The organism is Rhizobium changzhiense (assembly GCF_013087625.1).
Classification (GTDB): domain Bacteria; phylum Pseudomonadota; class Alphaproteobacteria; order Rhizobiales; family Rhizobiaceae; genus Rhizobium; species Rhizobium sophorae.
In genome coordinates, this window is record NZ_JABFCQ010000003.1 from 957,760 (window position 1) to 979,539 (window position 21,780).

Below are 21,780 nucleotides of genomic sequence, written 5' to 3' on the forward strand. Positions count from 1 at the left end.
CTTGTTGCGCACGCCTCGTCCCTGCGGCACAAAGTTTCATTGACTAATGCGTCAGTCAATTATATAGGAGCTGCCGTTGAGAGCAAGAGGTCAACTATGAGAACCATTCTGGTCGCCACAGCGATCGCATGCGCCATCGGTCTCGGATCATGCAGCGATGAGCGCGGGCCGACTGAGCCAACCCCACGGCAGGTCGGCATCATCGTCGCCAAGCCTGAGCCGCTGGTCCAAGGTGGCGCAATCACCGGAGAAGTCCGCGCCCGTGTCCAGACCGATCTGTCCTTCCGCGTCAGCGGCAAGATCACCGAGCGGCTGGTGGAAGTCGGACAGTCCGTGAAGGCGGGGCAACTGCTTGCGCGCATCGATCCGGAAGAACAGAAGGCAGACCTGGATGTGGCCGCAGCCAATCTTCAGTCGGCTGAGGCCCAGCAGACCCAGGCGCAGCTCGCCTACGATCGCCAGCAGAGCCTGTTTCGAACCCAGGTGACGACGCGTGCCGCACTCGACCAGGCGCAGGAGGCGCTGCTGACCGCGCAGGCATCGACGAAGTCGGCGCAGGCACTCTTCGAAACCGCCCAGGATACCCTGTCTTATACGGAGTTGAAGGCGGACGCCGACGGAGTGATCACCGCCCGCAATGCCGAGGTCGGGCAGGTGGCACAGGCCGCCCAGGTCGTCTTCACCCTTGCCCATGACGGCGACCGGGATGCCGTGTTTGAGGTGGTCGAAAGCGCGTTCCTGCGCCCGATCGACGGCGACGGCACCGTGACCCTTCTGTCGGACCCGACGCAGAAAATTACGGCGAAGGTTCGCGAGATTTCGCCGACGATCGATTCCTCCACCGGAACCATCAAGGTCAAGGTCGCGATATCGAGCGACACTCCGATCCCGCTCGGCGCTCCTGTCGTCGGAAGATTCAATTACGTCTCTCAGGACGTCATCCAGCTTCCCTGGTCGGCCATGACGTCCAAGGGCGGCAAGCCGGCCGTCTGGATCGTCGATCCCGCATCGTCCGCGGTTTCGGCAAGGGCAGTGGATGTCGCCGGATACGAGACCGGCAGCTTCATCGTGAAGTCAGGCGTGTCGGAAGGAGATGTCGTGGTGACCGACGGGACCAAGTTCCTCAGGGCAGGTGAAATCGTGTCTTATGTCAAGGAAGCTTCCAAGTGAGTATTCGTCTCAACATAGTCGCACTGATGATGGGCACGGCCCTGATCTCCTCCTGCGCACCGCAGGATGAGGAGAAGGGGGAAGCGCCCCGTCCCGTGCTGTCGATGACAGTCAAGCCGACGTCGGCCTCGAGCTTGAGCCTCACCGGCACGATCGAGCCGACGATCGAGACCGAACTCGGGTTCCGGATTCTCGGGCGGATGATCGCCCGCAACGTCAATGTCGGAGATCTCGTCAAGAAGGATGACGTCGTTGCCGCCATCGATCCGCTGGCGCTGGAGCTTGCCGTGCGCAACGCGCAGTCCGACGTCGAGAACAGCGACGCCCAGCTCAGGAATGCGGTGACCACGGAGCAGCGCCAGCGTGCGCTGCTGGAGTCGCGCTCCGGCACCGAAGCCTCGCTCGAAGAGGCCGAGCAGGCAAGGCGGACGGCGGCCGCCGCCGTCGCCAAGGCGCAGGCCAACCTCGACAAGGCGAAGGAGCAGCTCGGTTATGCGCAGCTTCGGGCGGAATTCGATGGTGTTGTGACCGCGACCTCGGCCGAGGTCGGCCAGGTCGTGTCGGCCGGTCAGACGGTCGTGACCATCGCCCGGCCGGACAAGCGCGATGCTGTGGTCGACGTGCCGCAGGCAGCCGCCCAGAAACTGAAAATCGGCGCGCCCTTCGAGGTGACGCTGCAGCTCGATCCGACCATCCGCACGTCCGGGATCGTGCGTGAAATAGCCCCGGAGGCGGAGACCGCAACCCGCACGAGCAGGACCAAGATCGCGCTCACTAGTCCGCCCGAAGCCTTCAGGCTCGGTTCGGTCATCACAGCCTCGGTAACCATTGCCGCCGATCCGCAGATCGTCCTGCCTGCCTCTGCAATCCTTATCGGCACCGACGGCCCGAGCGTCTGGATCGTCGATGCGCCTGCCGGGAAGGTATCGTTTCGCCGCGTGAAGGTCGACGGCGACGTCGAAGACGGCGGCACTGTCCGCGTCACTGAAGGGCTCGCTCCGGGAGAGCGGGTGGTCGTGGCGGGCGTGCATAAACTTGAAGATGGCCAGGCCATCAGGATCGACCAGGAGATCAGCCAGTGAAGTCCTTCAATCTTTCCGACTGGGCGCTCGAACACCGTTCGCTCGTCTGGTACTTCATGATCGTCTTCATTCTCGCCGGCGCCTTCTCCTATGTGAAGCTCGGCCGCGAGGAAGACCCGAACTTCACGATCAAGACGATGGTGATCACCGCCCAGTGGCCCGGCGCCTCCGCCGAGGAAGTGACACGGCAGGTGACCGACAGGATCGAGAAGAAGCTCCAGGAACTGGAATCGCTCGACTACACCAAGAGCCAGACCGTTGCCGGCCAGACGACCGTCTTCGTCGAGCTGCTACCGACGACCAAGGCGAAAGACGTGGTGCCGACCTGGCTGCGAATCCGCAACATGATCGCCGATATCCAGGGCGATTTCCCGAGCGGGGTCGTCGGTCCTTTCTTCAACGACCGCTTCGGCGACGTGTTCGGAAACATCTACGCCTTCACGAGCGACGGGCTGACCCAGCGCCAGCTTCGCGATCTCGTGGAAAATGCCCGCTCCGAGGTCCTGACGGTGCCGAACGTCGGCAAGGTCGACGTGATCGGCGCACAGGACGAGGCGATCTATCTGGAATTCTCCACGCGCCAGATCGCAGCGCTCGGCATCGACCAGCAGTCGGTCATCCAGACCCTGCAAGCGCAGAATGCCGTCACCCAGTCCGGCTTCGTCGATGCCGGGCCGGAGCGCATCGCCTTGCGGGTGAGCGGACAGTTCACCTCCGAGGAAAGCCTCCGGGCGATCAACCTCAGGATCAATGACCGCTTCTTCCCGTTGACCGATGTCGCTACGATCAAGCGCGGCTATGTCGATCCACCCTCGGCACTGTTCCGCTTCAACGGAGAGCCGGCGATTGGTCTTGCCATCGGCATGAAGCAGGGCGCCAACCTGCTGGAATTCGGGGAGGGGCTGGACGCGCAGATGAAACGTGTCGTTGCCGATCTTCCTGTTGGTGTGGATGTCCACCGCGTTTCCGACCAGCCACATGTCGTCGACGAAGCCGTCTCGGGCTTTACCCGGGCGCTCTTCGAAGCGATTGTCATCGTGCTCGTCATCAGCTTCATCAGCCTCGGCCTGCGCGCCGGCATGGTGGTGGCGATCTCCATACCTCTCGTGCTCGCCATCACCTTCGTGGTGATGGAATATTCCGGCATTTCGCTTCAGCGTATCTCGCTCGGCGCGCTCATCATCGCGCTCGGACTGCTTGTCGACGACGCCATGATCGCCGTCGAGATGATGGTAGCCCGCCTGGAGGCGGGCGACGATCTCAGGAAAGCCGCCACCCACGTTTATACATCGACCGCCTTCCCGATGCTGACGGGAACGCTCGTCACCGTTGCCGGCTTCATTCCGGTTGGTCTCAACAACAGTGCTGCCGGTGAATTCACTTTCACGCTTTTCGTGGTCATCGCAGTTTCGCTGATCGTCTCCTGGGTGGTGGCGGTGCTGTTCACGCCGCTTCTCGGCGTTACGATCCTGCCAAAGACGATGAAATCGCATCATGAGAAGAAGGGCCGCTTCGCCTCTGTCTTCTCCCGGCTCCTGGGCCTGGCGATGCGCTGGCGCTGGGTCACCATCATTCTGACGGTCGGCGTTTTCGGGCTTTCGATTGGCGGCATGGGACTGGTGCAGCAGCAGTTCTTCCCCAATTCGGACAGGCCGGAGCTCATCATCGACTGGAACCTCCCTCACAATAGTTCGATCGCCGAAACCAACAGGCAGATGGCGAGATTCGAAAAGGAGATGCTGGCCGACAACAAGGATATCGATCACTGGACGACCTATGTGGGCCAAGGCGCGCCACGCTTCATCCTGTCCTTTGACGTGCAGACGCCCGACGTGTCGTTCGGACAGACGATCATCGTCACAAAGGGGCTCGACGTGCGCGACAAGGTGCGGGCAGAGCTGCAGGCCTATCTGACGAAAACCTTCCCCGGTACCGATGCCTTCGTCAAGCTTCTCGACATCGGTCCGCCGGTGGGCAAGCCGGTTCAGTACCGGATCAGCGGCCCCGATATCCAAAAGGTCCGCGATCTCTCCCAGCAATTTGCCGGCGTCATCGGCACGCATCCGTTGCTGTCGAATATGGTGCTGGATTGGAACGAGCCCTCCCGCGTGGTGAAGGTCGATGTCCTGCAGGACAAGGCGCGCCAGCTCGGCGTATCCTCCGAAGACATCGCCACCGCCCTCAACGGCATCGTCGAAGGCTCGACAGCCACCCAGATCCGTGACGACATCTACCTGGTCAATGTCATCGGCCGGGCCAAGGCATCCGAGCGCGATTCCATTCAGACGCTGCAGAATCTGCAGCTCTCCACCTCCAACGGCAAGGTCGTGCCTCTCTCGGCCGTGGCGAATTTCCGCTACGAACTCGAGCAGCCGACGATCTGGCGTCGCGACCGGCAGCCTACCATCACGCTCAAGGCTGCCGTCATCGGTTCGACGCAGCCGGCCACGATTGTCGACCAGCTGAAGCCCAAGGTGGAAGAGTTCCAGAAAAACCTTCCGGTGGGATACAAGGTGGAAGTGGGCGGTGCGGTCGAATCCAGCGCCGAGGCTCAGGGGCCGATCGCAGCGGTCGCTCCGCTGATGCTGTTTACGATGGCGACGATCCTGATGATCCAGCTGCAAAGCTTCAGCCGCCTCTTCCTGGTATTCGCCGTCGCGCCGACGGCCCTGATCGGCGTGGTCGCAGCACTCTTGTTGAGCAATGCGCCCATGGGCTTCGTCGCAATCCTCGGCATACTGGCGCTCATCGGCATCCTGATCCGCAACTCCGTCATTCTGGTCGTCCAGATCGAACATCTGCGAAGTGAAGGAATGGCGCCCTGGCAGGCGGTCATAGAGGCCACCGAACACCGCATGCGGCCGATCATGCTGACGGCGGCGGCCGCCACCCTCGCGCTGATCCCGATCTCGCGCGAGATCTTCTGGGGGCCGATGGCCTACGCCATGATGGGCGGCATCGTCGTCGGCACGGCGCTCACCCTGCTGTTCCTGCCCGCACTTTATGTCGCATGGTTCCGGATCCCGCGGGATGAAGGCGTCCAGGCCAATGCCGCGGCGGAGGCATGAGGGCAGGCTTCGACGGCTATCGCCTACGGCCGCCGCAGCGGCCCCTGCAACACGGCCGTGAGATAACGGTGGGATGGCGAAGGCGATGCCATCCCACGCCGGAGTGGGAACGACATGCCAGTTGAGGAGAGGGGCAGAGCCATGCGGCCCGAGAGTTTTTGGTTTCCGGGGAACGGATCGATGACGGAACGATATTCTCCGGTACTGCCAACGGCAGGGCTTCAGGGGCTCCTGAAGACAGTTCCGGCGGTCATCGTTGCGGTCAGCCTCGCGATGCTTGCCGGATGCGCCACGAGACCATCGCCGGATGTCTTGAAGCCCGTTCATCTGAGTGGGCCGGTCCATTCGGAGGCGGCTCCGGACAGGGTGAGCGTGCTGGCTGCGACCAACAGAACCCCCGACAGCGTCCGGGGCGGGTTCGGCAGTGCGTCGGCCGAGAACCCAACCTACGAGCAGTACGAGTTTTCGGTTCCTCCCGGCAGGAAGGACACCGCGATCACTTACCCCAGCGCGAAGCCGGATCCGGAACGGCAGTTTGCCGTCATCGGACGCAAACCGTTGCCAAAAGACGCTTTCGTCCAGGAGGCACTCGCCTCCATGCAGCCCGACGGCACCATCGGCATCTTCGTGCATGGCTACAACTACAGTTACCAGGAGGCGCTCTATCGCACCGCGCAGATCGCCGCGGACGCGAAAATACCGGGCGCACCGATCCTGTTTTCCTGGCCTTCGGCCGCCGCCGTCGCCGGCTATGTCGGCGATCGCGATGCAGCACTCTCCTCGCGCAGCGACCTCGATTCGCTCGTCACATCGCTTTCGGCATCCGGCAAGGTGAAACGCATCATTCTTTTCGGCCACAGCATGGGCGGGTTCCTGGTCATGGAAACGGTGCGCCAGCTCAAGCTGCAGCATCGCGACGACGTCATCGCCAAACTGGCGGTCATTCTGGCCGCTCCCGACGTCGACGTCGATGTCTTCCGCGCCCAGTTGAAGGATATCGGACGAATGCCGATCCCAATCTCCCTTCTCGTTTCGAAGGACGACCGGGCGCTGGTGGCTTCGAGCTTCATCGCGGGCGAGCGGCCGCGCGTCGGACGCCTCGATATCGACGATCCCGTCATCAGGGAGGCTGCCTTGAAGGAAAGGCTTCGGGTCATCGACATCACGTCGATCCACGCATCCGACGGGCTGGGGCATGACCGCTACGCATCGCTCGCCAAGTTCGGAGCGCAGCTTGCCTCCTTCGAAAGCGGGAGGCGGTCGAGCGCCGGTGACGTTGGCGCCTATGTCTTCGATGCCGCGGGCGCCGCGGTCGCAAGTCCGTTTCGTCTGGCCGGGCGTGTCGTCGGCTTGCAGTGAGGTGAGAGCGGCGATGGCTAAATCCTCAGGCATCGTCAAGAGATGTGTACAATTTGACTATTAAATTGTCAGATGCACAAATGAAGAGCAGACTTCCGCCTGTGGTCGATTTGGCCTCAAGGACATGGGAGGGCATTCATGAGCGTACGAAATCCGTCTCCCTCGTTATACAACGAGGATCTTGCACCCGCCGAGGAGCGCAAATGGGGTGCATTCAGCATCTTTAACGTCTGGACATCCGACGTCCACAGCCTGTGGGGCTATTATCTGGCGGCGAGCCTGTTCCTGCTGTGCGGCAGCTTCGTCAATTTCGTCATCGCCATCGGCATCGGATCTTTGGTCATCTTTCTTCTGATGAGCCTGGTCGGCAATGCCGGCGTGCGTACCGGCGTCCCCTTTCCGGTTCTGGCGCGCGCCTCCTTCGGCACGTTCGGGGCGAATGTTCCGGCACTGGTCCGGGCCGTGGTCGCCTGCTTCTGGTACGGCGCGCAGACCGCCGCCGCATCCGGCGCCATCGTTGCCTTGCTGATCCGCAATGAAAGCCTGCTTGCCTTTCACCAGAACAGCCACATGCTCGGCCACTCGACCCTCGAACTCATCTGCTACGTCATCGTCTGGGGTCTGCAGCTGCTGATCATTCAGCGAGGGATGGAAACAGTTCGCAAGTTCCAGGATTGGGCGGGTCCCGCCGTCTGGATCATGATGCTCATCCTCGCGGTCTATCTGGTCGTCAAATCAGGCACCTTTTCCTTCGGTTCCGAGATCCCGCGCGACGTGTTGATCGAAAAGACCAAGGATGCCGGCGTGCCGGGCGAGCCTGGCTCCTTTGCAGCCCTTGCCGCCGTGGCCGCCACCTGGATCACCTATTTCGCAGCGCTTTACCTGAACTTCTGCGATTTCTCGCGTTACGCGACGAGCGAGAAGGCGCTGCGGAAAGGCAATCTCTGGGGGCTGCCGATCAACCTCCTGGCCTTCTGCCTCGTTGCAGGCGTCACCACCACGGCCGCATTTACGGTCTACGGCGAGGTCTTGCTGCATCCCGAAATGATATCGGCGAAATTCGACAGCTGGTTCCTGGCGCTGCTTGCGGCGCTGACATTCGCGATCGCAACGCTTGGCATCAACGTCGTGGCGAACTTCGTGTCGCCGGCCTTCGACTTCGCCAATGTCTTCCCGCGCCAAATCAACTTCAAACGCGGCGGATATATTGCCGCATTGATCGCTCTCGTGCTTTACCCGTTTGCTCCATGGGAGACGGGTGCTGCGCATTTCGTCAATTTCATCGGATCGACGATGGGACCGATCTTCGGCATCATGATGGTGGATTACTATCTTATCCGGAAGAGCCAGCTGAATGTCGAAGCGCTCTACCATGAAAATGGCGAGTTCCGGTTCCAGAACGGATGGCACGGCAATGCCTTCATCGCATTTGCGGTGGGGGCGCTGTTCTCCTCGATCCTGCCGACCTTCACCACCATCCTGCCGGCATGGTGGGGCACCTACGGCTGGTTCTTCGGCGTCGCGATCGGCGGGGCGATCTATTTCGTGTTGAGAATGGGCGCGCGGCGCAATCCGGCCTTTGCGTCCTGACCGAATGAAAAGCGCCCGGCAATCGCCGGGCGCCTTTTTATATCGGGGTTTCCTGTCGCCGCCCGTTTCAGCGTCGAGCGGCAACCGCATGCACGGCTGCACGGGCCATGGGCTGCGCCATCGTTCTCGCCGTCGAGCGAAGGGCCGAGGACTGACTGACCGCATCGTCGAGCCTGCACTGGGCGATGAGTTCGCGAAGTTTCTGGGCTTCCTGCGCGAGAGAATTGGACGCCGCGGTCGACTGCTGCACCATGGTTGTGTTCTGCTGCGTGGTCTGGTCCATCCGGTTGACTGCGACGTTGACTTCGCTGAGGCCGATGGATTGCTCTTTCGCAGAGGTGGCGATCGAATCCATATGGTGATTGATCTGGGTGATGAAGCTGCCGACGGTACATTTACCAGTTTTCCTGAAAATCGCCGCCGCCTTTGTGCTCGGGCTCCCGCTAAAGCAGGAAAATGCCTATCGATGCGGCGTCAGGGATGACAGGAGCCAGAAATGATGAAGCGCATATTTTCCGCCCTTCTTGCATTGATCCTTCCGGTGCAGGCAGCCGTTTCGCAACCCGCCGACGAAGCGGGGGCACGCAAAGCTCGGTCTATCGCCCAGCTTCAATCGGAAGGCGTGCCGACCATCGATCATTTGCCGACCATTGAGCCCGAAAGCGAGAGCATCCGCCGAAATACAAAGGCTGTCGTTCAGCGCGCGATCGCCCTTGCGATCGTCGCCGTGAAAGGCGAGACCGGCGACCACGAAATGGGTCAGGCTCTCATCCGGCAGTTCGACGCGACAAGCTTTTTCACCCCGAAAGAACGAGCGTTCATGGACGATCCCGATCCCACGGATCAGGACCGGACGAATTTCGCCTGGCGCTACGAGGGCGTGCACGTCATGTTGTGGGCGCTCGGGATCAGCTCCGATCTCCAACGTCCCGACCATATTTGCGACGTGCCATTCATTGCGAACAAGCTGCGCGAGCTGGGGACGGACGGGCTGATGCGTCGCGCCAGGCTTCGTCCGCAAAAAGAGCTCCTGGACGCCGCCGACCTCATTTACCGCTATGATTGGGCCGCCGTGAACGCGCGGCTGAAGGGAGAGGAGCCACCTGCCGGATTGGACAAGGGCGTGGTTTACGAACGGCATTACGCCCTCAACTGGCTGATTGGCTACATGGACCAGGATTGGGACGATATTTCCCCGGACACGTGATGCTACGCTGGCGCCTGGCCACGGCGGGTCAGACCCCGCACCGACGCGGTGATGCATGTTTTACGAAATAGCATTATGATCGGCTGAGCGCCTGACCGGCGAAGGGATTGGCCCGCGGATATATGATCCCGTGCGGGAATGGAGAGGATAGCTGGATTTGGAACGGCTGAAGGATCTAGAGAGTGCTCGCGCGCGGGCAGGTGGCGATTCCGCATCGCCTCCGTATGAACGGCCGGGCGTCGTGGCTGCCGCCGTTTACCAGCATGGGCAACGCATTCGCGACATCAGGATAGAAGAGGCCGGCGAATGGCGAAGCCGGGAGAATGCCGTCGTCTGGATTGGCCTGCACGAGCCGGATGAAGTGCTGCTGCACCAGGTTCAGGCCGAGTTCAATCTCCATGCCCTGGCGATCGAGGACGCAGCACAGCCTCACCAGCGCCCGAAGCTGGAGATTTATGGGGACGCGATGTTCATCGTCGCCCGGACCGCCCATATGAAGGATGACGAAATCATCTTCGGCGAAACGCATCTGTTCGTCGGTCGCGGTTATGTCGTCTCCGTCCGCCACGGGGATTCGTCCTCCTATCTGGCGGTGCGGCAGCGATGCGAGGCTACGCCGGCGGCACTTGCCCACGGCGAGAACTATATTCTCTATTCCATCCTCGATTTCATCGTCGACAACTACATGCCGGTCATCGAGGTCGTGCAGGAGGAAGTCGAGAAGCTCGAGGATCTGGTGCTGCGCCAACAGCTGGAAAAGTCCGATATCGAGCGGCTTTACCTGTTGCGGCGCAAGCTGCTGCGGCTGCGCAATGCTGTGGTGCCGCTGGTGGACGTCTGTCGGCGGTACGAGCACATCGATCTTCCCGGCATGGACCCGACGCTCCAGTCGCTGTTTCGCGATGTGACCGATCATGTGCGCCGGGTGCAGGAAGATATCGATGCGCTGCGCGAGGTCCTTGCCTTCGCCTTCGAGGCCAGCGTGATGATCGGCCAGACGGAGCAGACGGCGATCGCTCGCAAGCTCGCCGCCTGGGCGGCAATCCTCGCCGTTCCCACGGCGATCGCCGGCATCTACGGGATGAACTTCAACGAGATGCCGGAATTAAAATTCCGGTATGGCTATTTCTTCGTGCTCGGCGTCATCGCCTTCTTGTGCCTGTTCCTCTTCACTTTCTTCCGTCGGAGGAAGTGGCTCTAGATATGAAGCCTGAGGCGCTTGGCGAAGGCGCGTCAGCACAGGGCTTTCAGCAGCCGATCCCGATGGTTTCGAACATAGTCTATATCGCTTAAATACAGCCGGGCATCTCCTGCATTCACGTCCTCGACGAATGTCTCATCCCCGGCCGCCGCACTTGCCTGCATGAAATCGACGAGCGCCTGAAGCCGCCGGCAGATCATCTCGGGGAGCTGGAGCCGATCTTCCCCTGTCGCCCCATATGCCGTGCAGAAGATTTCCGCCCGGCGCAGCTGTTCGTCGAGGCCGAACACGTTTGGATTGGCGGGATCGGAAAGCGGCGCCCAGCGGTAAACTGAATAGGCCAGATCCCATAGGCGCGGTGCGGGATGGGCGGTATCGAAATCGATGATCCCGACAGCTTCATGGTCTGCCGTAGCGACGTTATAGGGCGCATAATCGCCGTGGCATATGATCTCGCACGGTTCCTGCGGCGGCAGCATCCATGTCTGGATCTCGCGATCCGAATCGAGAAACCCTTGAGATGCCGAGTGAAAATCGCGCAGAAGCCTGGCTGCGGAAAGCAGCATGCGTTCCGATCCGACAAATTGGTCGCTTAGATCTTCGCAGACGCGCCCCGTGATGTAACTCACGACTTCCTGGTTTCCGGTTATTTCAATAGGATCCGGCGCTCCCGGAAAACCTCTGCTCCTCAGATGGCGTAAAAACCGATGCACCGTCGGCGTCCATGTGCCCGATGGTCGGATGACGGTATCGCCGTCGCGCCAGATCTGCCCAGTTCGCCCGCCCTCCAACAGTTTCACTGTCCGGCCTCTTCGATATGGGCCTGAACCGTGGCGCCCAGGTTTGTCTCATGGCATTTCCGATAGAAAGCCACCACGTCGGAAGGCATTCCGTCGGGGATGGGGACGAAGTCTTCAAGCCGCAGGCCGCTCGAGCTGCCGAGTTGCGGATCCGCCAGCCGGCTTTCGCTCAAACTGCCGACACGATCGGCCAGGGCCTGGAAATAGGCGAGGTTCTCATCCACCGCCGAAGGGGAGTATGTTCGGCCGTGCGCAGGGATGACCAGTCTGGCATTGAGGTCACGTATCCGCTCGAGCGAGGAACGGATCAGGCGAAGGTCGCCTGCAGTTTTGCTCCAGACTTCGGGAATGGGGTATTCCACCGCGTCGACGGCCAGGCAGGTGCGAAGTTCGGGAATCCATACGGCGACATGATCGGGTGTGTGTCCCGGCGTATGAACGAGCTCCAGCGTCAAATCGCCGCCGTTGAGGGTCATCGAGCCGGCGAACGTGATATCGGGACCGATGATGTCGACATTCCGAAACCTCGACTCCTGGCTCGCCTTGTCCCTCAGGACTTCGCGTGCGGAAGGGTCGCGTAAACGGTCGAGCGCGGCGGCATGCGCGATAATGGGAGCGCGCCCGGCTATGGCGGCATTTCCCCAAAAATGATCCCAATCCATGTGCGAATTGATAACGATCAGCGGACGGGCGTTCGTCTGTACCGCGAGCAGGTCCAGCGCCGCCTTGCAGAGTTCGGGCGTGCCGAGCGTGTCGATCAGGACATTGAAACTCTCGGTCCGGACGAACACGGCATCAACTTCGTCTTCCGCCCTGACGATCACGATTCGATCATCGAGTTCGGGGTATGAACACAATTCCACCGATGGATTCACGTCTGGTCGCCTCTATTGCAATCACAGTGATTTCATTCGGATACATCAAGTCTCGTTCGGGCGCCTGCTTTTTCAGAACGGTGAGAGGCGGCGGGGCTTCCCGTCTGATTTGGCTTCGGCTCGACGGGAACAAGTACATCCCAGCGTCTCATCACGGCGTTCGGCACCGCGACCGTGCATATCACCATGACGCTCCGTTTCGAGCGGCCAAGGCTCTTCGGCGTCCACTGTGTTTTGAGCGGGACCGCACATCGTGGAACCAGTGTCTTCAGGTTGGGCTCCAGCACCTCCCATTGCTGATGCCCCTCGGCGTTTTCGTGCGAAATGAAGCGCCTGGCCTCCTCGCGGATTTCGAACAGGCCATGCGTGTGCTCCGTGGAGCGATCAGTCTCGATGCTCCAGGAAGCCAGGCCGAAGGCGCAAGCAGAAAGGGCAGTGCCAAAGAGTATTGATCGTGCAATGGTGCGCCGTCAGCAGCCAAATGAATCACCCTCCCGGGAGGCGGAAGACTACCCAAATACGGCACGAACCTTCAAGGCCTCGCCGCAGTGCGAGCGCCTCGGAAGGCGCCCCATCGATCCCGCACCAATGCGGTCGACGGTATCTGGCGCATCGCGAAATGCCAGTTTTGGTGGAACAACCGCCGCCAAGAAAAGTTTGCCTCTAAACCAACTCGAGGCGGCGGACGATGTTATTCTCTGCGAACCAGGGTGTGTTGAGCACCCCACCCCGGATCTATTATGTCAATCCACTCCTTCTTCAGGGTATCGATGCGTGGCGCGAGGTTTTCGACCATGCGGCGGATACCGGTTTCGACCGTGTGCTGACGGCACCTCTCTTCGACCGGGGCGGGGAGCGCAGTATCTTTGCATCCCAGGATCTGAATCGCCTTGATCCTCAACTGTCGCTCGGAAGCGCAATCGAGGATGGGGTGGGACGCCTGGCGGAGGCCGCCCGCAAGAGCGGCGTCACCTTGATGATGGACCTGATGCTCGACGGCAAGGCCCGGAATTCCGAGGCGGGCTTTCGCCCCGTCGATCCGAGACGCTCACCATTGGATCCGGCAGAGCCGATGATCGCGATGGAGGCGGAGTCTCGATCCCGGCTATTGGAAGAATGGACGGAACGGCTGCAAGAACTGGCCGGTCTCGGCCTCTCCGGCTACCGGATGCTCGGGATCGATCGCATTGCGCCGGCGGTTTTCAAATCGCTGATTGCGGCGGTGCGCGAGAAGGCGGACGCGCAATTCCTCGCCTGGACGCCCGGCACTGATTTTGGGGCGAGGGACGCGGTCAAGAATACAGGCTTCGATGGATGTTTTTCATCGATGGCCTGGTGGGATTTTGACGAGAGATGGTTCATCGAAGAACACCGCGTGCAGGCGCCGCTTGGCTGGCAGATCGCTTTTCCGGAGCCGCCATTCGCGCGGCGGATCGCGCACGGAACCGAGAGCCGCGAAATCCTCGAACGGCGGGCCATCAGGGCGCTGCGCCTTGCCGCCTCGCTCGGCGGCGGCCTGATGGTTCCGATGGGCTTCGAATATGGCGCAACCACGCCGCTCGATCCGACCCATGGGAATGGAGCCGGCTTGCGGGGAATGCGCCATGATCTGGCTTTCGATATCTCCTCCGAAATTCGCCTTGCGAACACTGACATCGGCAAGAGCCCTCATGCGCGTGCAGCATCGCTGCGGCTCATCCGCAACGCCAACGGACCGGTCTCAGCGCTGCTGCAGTCGGCAGCGGAAGACCTTCGGAGCACCGAAAATGTGCGGTTCATCCTGCTCAACAGGGACCTTCGGAAAAGTGCGCCCGCTCCGGTAGCCGCACTGCGCGAAGCGGCTTCCGGTTTTCTTCCCGTCGCAGCCGACGGTACGGCTCTGCGGCTGCGGGCAGGGGAGACCCTGGTGGTCGAATGCAAGGCGCCGGCTTCGATCACATCGCGACCGATCCTCGATATCGAGCAGGCGGTCGCTTCGCCGCGCCTCGCAATCGAGAGCATCATGCCGCGGGTCGATGACGGGCGCTTTCCCGTCAAGCGGGTGGTCGGCGACATCCTCACCGTCGAGGCCGATATATTCGCCGACGGCCACGATCCGATTGCCGCGGTACTGCTTTGGCGGCCGCTCGATGCGGTGGACTGGAACGAGACGGAAATGCAATTGGTCGAAAACGACCGCTGGCGCGCCGAATTCCTGCTGGAACGCACCGGACGCTACGAATTCGCCGTCGAGGCATGGAAGAACCCGTTTGCGATCTTTCGCTACGAACTGACGAAGAAGAACGATGCCCGGCTGGACCTGAAGCTCGAGTTGCAAGAGGGATTAAACCTGGTTCGTTCGGCTGAGACGCATGCAGATGCCGCGCTCGGCGCCGACTTGAAGGCCCTCGTCAGCCGTCTCGAAAGTGCTCCCGATGCCGAGCGCACGGCAATTCTGCTCGATGCCGGAACATTGGAATTGATGAACAAGGCGGACAAGCGGCCGTTTCGGCTTCGCTCGACGGCAAGCGCCGTCGATGCCGAACGCAAGGAGGCTGCCTTTGCCAGCTGGTACCAGATCTTCCCGCGCTCGCAGAGCGGCGATCCGGACCGGCACGGCACTTTCGACGACGTCATTCCGCGACTGCCCGCCATCCGTGACATGGGCTTCGACGTGCTCTATTTCCCGCCGATTCATCCGATCGGCTCGACCAACCGGAAAGGCCGCAACAACAGCCTGAAAGCTGGGCCGGGCGACCCCGGAAGTCCCTATGCCATCGGCTCCGAGGACGGCGGCCATGACGCTATCCATCCCGAGCTCGGCGAGTTCGAGGATTTCCGCCGGCTGGTGGAGGCGGCAGGCCGGCATGGCCTGGAGATCGCTCTCGATCTCGCAATCCAGGCGTCGCCGGATCACCCCTGGCTGAAGGAGCATCCCGGCTGGTTCGACTGGCGTCCCGACGGCACGATTAAATATGCCGAAAACCCGCCGAAGAAATACGAGGACATCGTCAACGTCGATTTCTACACAGAAGATGCGCTTCCTTCGTTGTGGGTGGAGCTCAGGGATGTCGTCCAGCTTTGGGTGGACCAGGGCGTCAAGCTGTTTCGCGTCGACAATCCGCACACAAAACCCTTTCCGTTTTGGGAATGGCTGATCGGCGATATCAGGGCCCGCCATCCCGATGTCGTCTTCCTCTCGGAAGCCTTCACCAAGCCGAAGGTCATGTACCGGCTGGCAAAGATCGGCTTTTCCCAGTCCTACACCTACTTCACCTGGCGCAATGCCAAGTGGGAGCTCGAGCAATATATGCGGGAGCTGACGGAGACGGCACCGAAGGAATTCTTCCGCCCGCATTTCTTCGTCAACACGCATGATATCAATCCGGATTTCCTGCAGAACGCGCCACGCCCGGCCTTCCTGATCCGCGCAGCACTTGCCGCCACCCTTTCGGGATTGTGGGGTGTCTATAACGGTTTCGAACTTTGCGAGGGGCGTCCCGATGCCAAGCGCAAGGAATATGCCGACAGCGAGAAGTACGAAATCCGCGCCTGGGACTACGACCGGCCGGGCAATATCATCGCCGAAATCAGGACGCTCAATCGCATCCGGAACGAAAACACCGCCCTGCATTCGCATCTCGGGCTGACGCTGCTGAATGCGCGAAATGACAATATCCTGTTTTTCGAAAAGGCAAGCCGTGCCCGCGACAATGTCCTGCTGATCGCCATCAGCCTCGACCCTCACAATTTCCAACAAAGCGACGTCGAGCTGCCGCTCTGGCACTGGTCGCTCGGGGACGGCGGCACGCTGGATGCCGAAGATCTGATCGGCGGGCATCGTTTCAAGTGGACCGGCAAATGGCAGAGCATCAGTCTCAATCCTGAGGTCCTGCCCTATGCGATCTGGCGTATTCGCTCAAGGGAGGCATGAATGGACACGATGAATGCAGATAGCGCGCCGCAGCCGCTCTGGTACAAGGATGCGATCATCTACCAGCTGCACATCAAGTCGTTTTACGATGCCAATGGCGACGGGGTCGGCGACTTCGCCGGCCTGCACCAGAAGCTCGATCATATAGCAGCCCTCGGCGTCAACGCCATCTGGCTCCTGCCTTTCTTTCCCTCTCCGCGCCGAGACGACGGTTACGACATTGCCGACTACGGCAGTGTCAGCCCCGATTACGGAACGGTGGAGGATTTCCGGGCTTTCGTCGATGCCGCCCATCAGCGCAATATCCGCGTGATCATCGAACTCGTCATCAACCACACCTCCGATCAGCATCCCTGGTTCCAGCGCGCGCGCCAGGCGCCGGCGGGGTCGCCGGAGCGCGACTTCTACGTCTGGTCGGATACCGATCAGAAATTTCCGGAAACGCGGATCATTTTCATCGATACGGAAAAGTCCAACTGGACATGGGACGCCGTCGCCGGTGCCTACTATTGGCACCGCTTCTATTCCCATCAGCCCGACCTCAATTTCGACAGTCCCCTTGTCATGGAGGAATTGCTGAGGGTGATGCGCTTCTGGCTGGAAACCGGCATCGACGGTTTTCGTCTCGATGCGATCCCCTACCTCGTCGAGCGCGAGGGGACGATCAACGAAAACCTGCCGGAAACCCACGCGATCCTCAAACGCATACGCGCCGCGCTCGATGCCACCCATCCCGGCGTGATGCTGCTTGCCGAGGCCAATCAGTGGCCGGAGGATACGCGCGAATATTTCGGAGAGGGTGACGAATGCCACATGGCCTTCCACTTCCCGCTGATGCCGCGCATGTATATGGCGATCGCCAAGGAGGATCGGTTTCCGATCACCGATATCCTGCGCCAGACGCCGGAGATTCCCGACAACTGCCAATGGGCGATCTTCCTTCGCAACCACGACGAGCTGACGCTCGAAATGGTGACCGACGCCGAGCGGGACTATCTCTGGGAGACCTATGCATCCGACAAACGTGCCCGCATCAATCTCGGCATAAGGCGGCGCCTGGCGCCATTGATGGAGCGCGACCGCCGGCGGATCGAGCTGATGAACGGGCTTCTTCTCTCGATGCCGGGAACGCCGGTGATCTATTACGGTGACGAGATCGGCATGGGCGACAATATCTATCTCGGCGACCGGGACGGGGTAAGGACGCCGATGCAATGGTCTCCGGACCGCAATGGCGGTTTCTCCAGGGCAGATCCGGCCCGTCTCGTCCTGCCGCCCGTCGCTGACCCGCTTTACGGTTTCGAGGCCGTCAACGTCGAGGCGCAGAGCACGGACGCGCATTCGCTGCTCAACTGGACGCGCAGAATGTTGGCGTTGCGCGGCAGGCATCCCGCCTTCGGGCGCGGCACGCTGCGGTTCCTTTCACCGGAAAATCGTAAGATCCTTGCCTATCTCAGGGAGTATGAAGGCGAGGTCTTGCTTTGTGTTGCTAGTCTCTCGCGGCTGCCTCAGGCCGTCGAACTCGACTTGTCGAGCTTCGAGGGGCGCGTTCCCATTGAACTGACCGGCATGTCGCCGTTTCCGCCGATCGGCCAGTTGACCTATCTGCTGACCTTGCCGCCCTACGGTTTCTTCTGGTTCCAGCTGACGGCCGATGCCGACCCGCCGGCGTGGCGCACCGCACCGCCGGAACAGCTTCCCGATCTGTTGACGATGGTCATCCGGCGTAGTCTGCTTGACCTCGTGGATGAACCGGGTCATGCACGCATCCTGAGCGGCGAAATCCTGCCCGCCTATCTCTCCAGGCGGCGGTGGTTCGGGGCAAAGGACCAGGCGCTTCAGGCCGCCCGACTGATCTCCGTGACACCAATCCCATTCGCCGACGGCGTCGTCCTCGGCGAGTTGGAGGTCGTGCTGCCGAACCACAGCGAATCCTACCAACTGCCGCTCGCGGTCGCCTGGGACGATGCCCACCCTTCCGCGCTTGCCCAGCAGCTTGCGCTTGGGAGGATTCGCCAAGGTCGACGCGTCGGTTTCCTCACAGATGGATTCGCCGTGGAGACAATGGCGCGCGGCATTCTGCACGGACTTCGCGACCGCTCGCGCACCACCGGCCGGACCGGCACGCTCGAATTCCTTGGGACGGAACAGCTCGACAATCTCGATATTTCAGGCGAGCTGCCGGTGCATTGGCTATCGGCTGAACAGTCCAACAGCTCGCTGCTCGTCGGCGACGTAGCGATGATCAAACTGATCAGGCACATCTTCCCGGGCATCCATCCGGAAGTCGAGATGACGCGCTATCTTACCCGCGCCGGTTATGACCACACGGCGCCCCTGCTCGGCGAGGTCGCACATACCGATTCCAGCGGACGCCGTTCCACCTTGATCATCGTCCAGGGCGCGATCCGCAATCAGGGCGACGCCTGGAACTGGATGCTGAACAATCTACGCCGTGGGGCCGACGAACTGGTGCTGAACGATCCGGCGGTCCAACCAGACGACGACGTCTTTCGGTCGCTGATCAGTTTCGTCGCGATGGTGGGCCTCAGGCTCGGCGAATTGCATGTCGTGCTCGCTGCGAAGACCGGGGACGAGGCCTTCAGCCCGGTGGTTGCCGGCGACAGCGAGGTCGAGGCGATGAAGAAGGCCGTTGCCGGGGAGCTCGTATATGCCTTGTCGAAGCTCGACGAACGCGACGAGAATGCCGACCCCGCAATCGACCTGCTGGCAGCGCCGCTTCTCGAGCGGCGCTCCGAACTCGCAGAGCTCGCTGGGACGCTGGCGGAGAGCTGCCGCCATACGCTGATGACACGCACGCATGGCGACTTCCATCTCGGCCAGATCCTCGTCAGCGAGGGTGATGCCGTCATCATCGACTTCGAGGGCGAGCCTGCGAAAAACCTGGCCGAGCGCCGCGCCAAGACGAATCCGCTGCGCGATGTCGCCGGGCTTTTGAGATCGCTGAGCTACCTCGTGGCCACCGCCCAGCTCGATAACGACGCGGTCATCGAACATGAGAACGAAGTCCGGCGCGAGGCGATCGCCCGCTTCGGGCGCCATGCCGAGGAGGCCTTTCTCGATGCCTATTCGCAGGCGGTTTCCGTATCGAAGGAGCTTGACATGTCACACGATCAAAGACGGCGCGTTCTCGATGCCTTTCTTCTCGAAAAGGCCGCCTACGAGATCGCCTATGAAGCTCGCAACCGGCCGAAATGGCTTCCGATCCCGCTATCCGGCCTTACCGAAATCGTATCGCGTCTGGCGGGGGTCACGGCATGAATGTTGAGCGCTCGGAACTTCTGGCGGGCATCGGACAGGATGCGCTATGGGCCTTGATTGAGGGGCGCCATGGCGATCCGTTTTCGATCCTCGGTCCCCACCAAAGCGGCGGCATGACGATCGTGCGGGTGTATCTGCCCGGCGCTGAAGCGGTCGATCTCATCGATGCGACGAGCGGCCGGGTGGTGGCGCCGTTCAGCATTGCCCACCCGTCCGGCCTCTTTGCCGCGGCGGCCGCCTCGAGGACGGGATACCGGCTGCGGATCACATGGCCGGATGCAGTTCAGATCACCGAGGACCCCTACAGTTTCGGTCTGCTGCTCGGAGAACTCGACCTTCATCTGATATCGGAGGGCACTCACTACGATCTGAGCCGGACGCTCGGCGCTATGGCGATGTCGATCGACGGAATATCGGGCGTTCGTTTCGCCGTGTGGGCTCCGAATGCGCGCCGCGTTTCGGTCGTCGGCGACTTCAACGCCTGGGACGGGCGGCGAAACCCGATGCGGTTGAGACAGTCGGCGGGCGTTTGGGAGCTGTTCATCCCCCGGCTGGCCCCCGGCGAAAGATACAAGTTCGAGATCGTCGATGCTGAGGGAACCTGCCTGCCGCAGAAGGCCGACCCGGTGGCGAGGGCGAGCGAGGCCGCTCCGTCCACCGCCTCCATCGTCGCATCGTCGACGCCGTTTCGATGGACCGATGACGGTTGGATGAAGGGCCGGTCCCGGCAAGACAGGCTGGAGGGTGCGTTCTCGGTCTATGAAGTGCACGCCGGCTCCTGGCTTCGCGATCTAAAGGACGGCAGCAGGTCGCTCGACTGGGTCGAACTCAGCCAGCGGCTGGTTCCCTATGTCAGCGACATGGGCTTTACTCATATCGAGCTGATGCCGATCATGGAGCATCCGTTCGGCGGGTCCTGGGGCTATCAGCCGCTCGGCCTGTTTGCTCCGACCGGCCGATATGGGACGCCTGAGGATTTCGCCTATTTCATCGACCGATGCCATGGCGCCGGGCTCGGCGTCATCCTCGACTGGGTTCCGGCCCATTTTCCCACAGACGTCTGGGGGCTTGCCCGCTTCGACGGCAGCGCGCTCTACGAACACGAAGATCCGCGCGAAGGCTTTCACCGCGACTGGAACACGCTGATCTACAATCTCGGCCGCAACGAGGTGAAAGGGTTCCTGATCGCCAGCGCGCTGGAATGGCTGGAGCGCTACCATATCGACGGTTTGCGGGTCGATGCCGTTGCCTCGATGCTTTACCGCGACTACAGCCGCAACGAGGGCGAATGGATTCCCAACCAATATGGCGGTCGGGCAAATCTGGAAGCGGTCGAATTCTTCAAGCACCTGAACAGCATCATCCACGAGCGCTGCCCACACGCGATGACCATCGCCGAGGAATCGACGGCCTGGCCCGGCGTGACCAAGCCGCCGGAGCAAGGGGGGCTGGGGTTCGACATCAAATGGAACATGGGCTGGATGCATGACAGTCTGAGCTATATCGAGAAGGATCCGATTTACCGGAGCTACGCCCATGGCACGATGACCTTCGGAATGATCTATGCCTATTCCGAACACTTCATTCTGCCGATTTCGCATGACGAGGTCGTCTACGGGAAAGGCTCGCTGCTGACGAAGATGCCAGGCGACGAATGGCAGAAATTCGCCAATCTGCGCAGCTATCTGGCCTTCATGTGGGGCCATCCCGGCAAGAAGCTGTTGTTCATGGGGAGCGAAGTCGCCCAGCCTGGCGAGTGGAACCATGACGGTTCGGTGACCTGGGATGTGCTGGACCGGCCTCAGCATGTGGGGATTCAGCGGCTGGTGAAGGATCTGAACGGCCTCTACGCGGACGAGCCGGCATTGCAGTTCGGCGACTTTCATCCCGAGGGGTTCGAATGGGCGGCAGCCGACGACGCCGTCAATTCCGTCCTCGGTATGCTCCGCTATGGGCCCAATCGCGCTTCAGCGGTGCTGGTCATGTCGAACTTCACGCCGGTGCCGCGCTACGGCTACAGGATTGGTGTGCCCAGCGACGGTATCTGGATCGAGCGGATGACGACGGACGCGCGGGAATATGGTGGCTCGGGCCTGGTCAACGGCGCGGTGTCGACTGAACCCGTGCCCGCCCACGGCAGACCCGTCTCCCTGTCGCTGACACTGCCGCCCTTGTCGACGATCTTCCTGCAAGGGCCGTCGCCTTGACGAGGTCTGTTGCGGCTTCCCTATCG

The 21,780-nt window shown here is 61.4% G+C and carries 12 protein-coding genes and 1 pseudogene; 10 read left to right on the forward strand and 3 right to left on the reverse strand.

Annotated elements, in window-relative coordinates; translation table 11 throughout:
* Positions 1-96: 96 nt before the first annotated feature.
* The 5 genes from G9X68_RS19530 (at position 97) to G9X68_RS19550 (ending at position 8,269) form a co-directional block, all read left to right on the forward strand.
* Positions 97-1,170: an efflux RND transporter periplasmic adaptor subunit gene (locus tag G9X68_RS19530; protein ID WP_171603784.1), complete on the forward strand. Its 1,074-nt coding sequence runs from the start codon at positions 97-99 to the stop codon at positions 1,168-1,170.
* Complete coding sequence (locus G9X68_RS19535; protein WP_171603785.1) at positions 1,167-2,252, forward strand: efflux RND transporter periplasmic adaptor subunit; 1,086 nt, start codon at positions 1,167-1,169, stop codon at positions 2,250-2,252. The genes G9X68_RS19530 and G9X68_RS19535 overlap by 4 nt, the downstream gene beginning before the upstream one ends.
* Positions 2,249-5,320 (forward strand): efflux RND transporter permease subunit, encoded by a 3,072-nt coding sequence (locus G9X68_RS19540; protein WP_171603786.1) that lies wholly within the window; start codon positions 2,249-2,251, stop codon positions 5,318-5,320. Before G9X68_RS19535 ends, G9X68_RS19540 begins: the two co-directional genes overlap by 4 nt.
* A gap of 273 nt (positions 5,321-5,593) precedes the next feature.
* The gene (locus tag G9X68_RS19545; protein WP_244956223.1) at positions 5,594-6,679 is read left to right on the forward strand and encodes an alpha/beta hydrolase; all 1,086 of its coding nucleotides are present in this window, start codon (positions 5,594-5,596) and stop codon (positions 6,677-6,679) included.
* Between the two features lie 138 nt (positions 6,680-6,817).
* Positions 6,818-8,269: an NCS1 family nucleobase:cation symporter-1 gene (locus G9X68_RS19550; RefSeq protein ID WP_171603788.1), complete on the forward strand. Its 1,452-nt coding sequence runs from the start codon at positions 6,818-6,820 to the stop codon at positions 8,267-8,269.
* A 67-nt stretch (positions 8,270-8,336) separates the two neighbouring features.
* On the opposite strand, the pseudogene G9X68_RS19555 reads toward G9X68_RS19550, so the two are convergent.
* Positions 8,337-8,660, reverse strand: a pseudogene (locus G9X68_RS19555) (methyl-accepting chemotaxis protein); the annotation flags it as partial.
* 105 nt (positions 8,661-8,765) lie between these two features.
* Here G9X68_RS19555 and G9X68_RS19560 point away from each other — a divergent pair.
* Complete coding sequence (locus G9X68_RS19560; protein ID WP_171603789.1) at positions 8,766-9,476, forward strand: DUF4272 domain-containing protein; 711 nt, start codon at positions 8,766-8,768, stop codon at positions 9,474-9,476.
* A gap of 157 nt (positions 9,477-9,633) precedes the next feature.
* Positions 9,634-10,677, forward strand: a complete 1,044-nt coding sequence (gene corA, locus G9X68_RS19565; protein WP_171603790.1) for a magnesium/cobalt transporter CorA — start codon at positions 9,634-9,636, stop codon at positions 10,675-10,677.
* A gap of 32 nt (positions 10,678-10,709) precedes the next feature.
* On the opposite strand, the gene G9X68_RS19570 is transcribed toward corA, so the two are convergent.
* Together G9X68_RS19570 and G9X68_RS19575 are read right to left on the reverse strand one after the other, a co-directional pair.
* Entirely contained in the window at positions 10,710-11,477 is a 768-nt protein-coding gene (locus G9X68_RS19570) for a phosphotransferase (RefSeq protein ID WP_171603791.1), read from the reverse strand.
* A complete protein-coding gene (locus tag G9X68_RS19575) occupies positions 11,474-12,352 on the reverse strand; it encodes an MBL fold metallo-hydrolase (protein WP_171603792.1) in 879 nt (292 codons plus the stop codon). Before G9X68_RS19575 ends, G9X68_RS19570 begins: the two co-directional genes overlap by 4 nt.
* 688 nt (positions 12,353-13,040) lie before the next feature.
* Here G9X68_RS19575 and G9X68_RS19580 point away from each other — a divergent pair.
* The 3 genes from G9X68_RS19580 to glgB are packed head-to-tail and all read left to right on the forward strand — an operon-like array spanning position 13,041 to position 21,754.
* Positions 13,041-16,265 carry an alpha-1,4-glucan--maltose-1-phosphate maltosyltransferase gene (locus G9X68_RS19580; protein WP_171603793.1) on the forward strand — a complete coding sequence of 1,075 codons (3,225 nt, stop codon included), beginning with the start codon at positions 13,041-13,043 and terminating at the stop codon, positions 16,263-16,265.
* Positions 16,266-19,547 carry a maltose alpha-D-glucosyltransferase gene (gene treS, locus G9X68_RS19585; RefSeq protein WP_171603794.1) on the forward strand — a complete coding sequence of 1,094 codons (3,282 nt, stop codon included), beginning with the start codon at positions 16,266-16,268 and terminating at the stop codon, positions 19,545-19,547.
* On the forward strand, positions 19,544-21,754 hold the full coding sequence (gene glgB, locus G9X68_RS19590; protein WP_171603795.1) for a 1,4-alpha-glucan branching protein GlgB: 2,211 nt from the start codon (positions 19,544-19,546) through the stop codon (positions 21,752-21,754). The genes treS and glgB overlap by 4 nt, the downstream gene beginning before the upstream one ends.
* The last annotated feature ends 26 nt before the right edge of the window (positions 21,755-21,780 follow it).

What these genes read in the sequence shown, in the direction of transcription:
- G9X68_RS19530 (WP_171603784.1), top strand. Translation starts at nt 97, where the DNA reads ATGAGAACCATTCTGGTCGCCACAGCGATCGCATGCGCCATCGGTCTC.
- G9X68_RS19545 (WP_244956223.1), top strand. Translation starts at nt 5,594, where the DNA reads ATGCTTGCCGGATGCGCCACGAGACCATCGCCGGATGTCTTGAAGCCC.
- G9X68_RS19550 (WP_171603788.1), top strand. Translation starts at nt 6,818, where the DNA reads ATGAGCGTACGAAATCCGTCTCCCTCGTTATACAACGAGGATCTTGCA.
- G9X68_RS19560 (WP_171603789.1), top strand. Translation starts at nt 8,766, where the DNA reads ATGATGAAGCGCATATTTTCCGCCCTTCTTGCATTGATCCTTCCGGTG.
- G9X68_RS19580 (WP_171603793.1), top strand. Translation starts at nt 13,041, where the DNA reads ATGTTATTCTCTGCGAACCAGGGTGTGTTGAGCACCCCACCCCGGATC.
- treS (WP_171603794.1), top strand. Translation starts at nt 16,266, where the DNA reads ATGGACACGATGAATGCAGATAGCGCGCCGCAGCCGCTCTGGTACAAG.
- glgB (WP_171603795.1), top strand. Translation starts at nt 19,544, where the DNA reads ATGAATGTTGAGCGCTCGGAACTTCTGGCGGGCATCGGACAGGATGCG.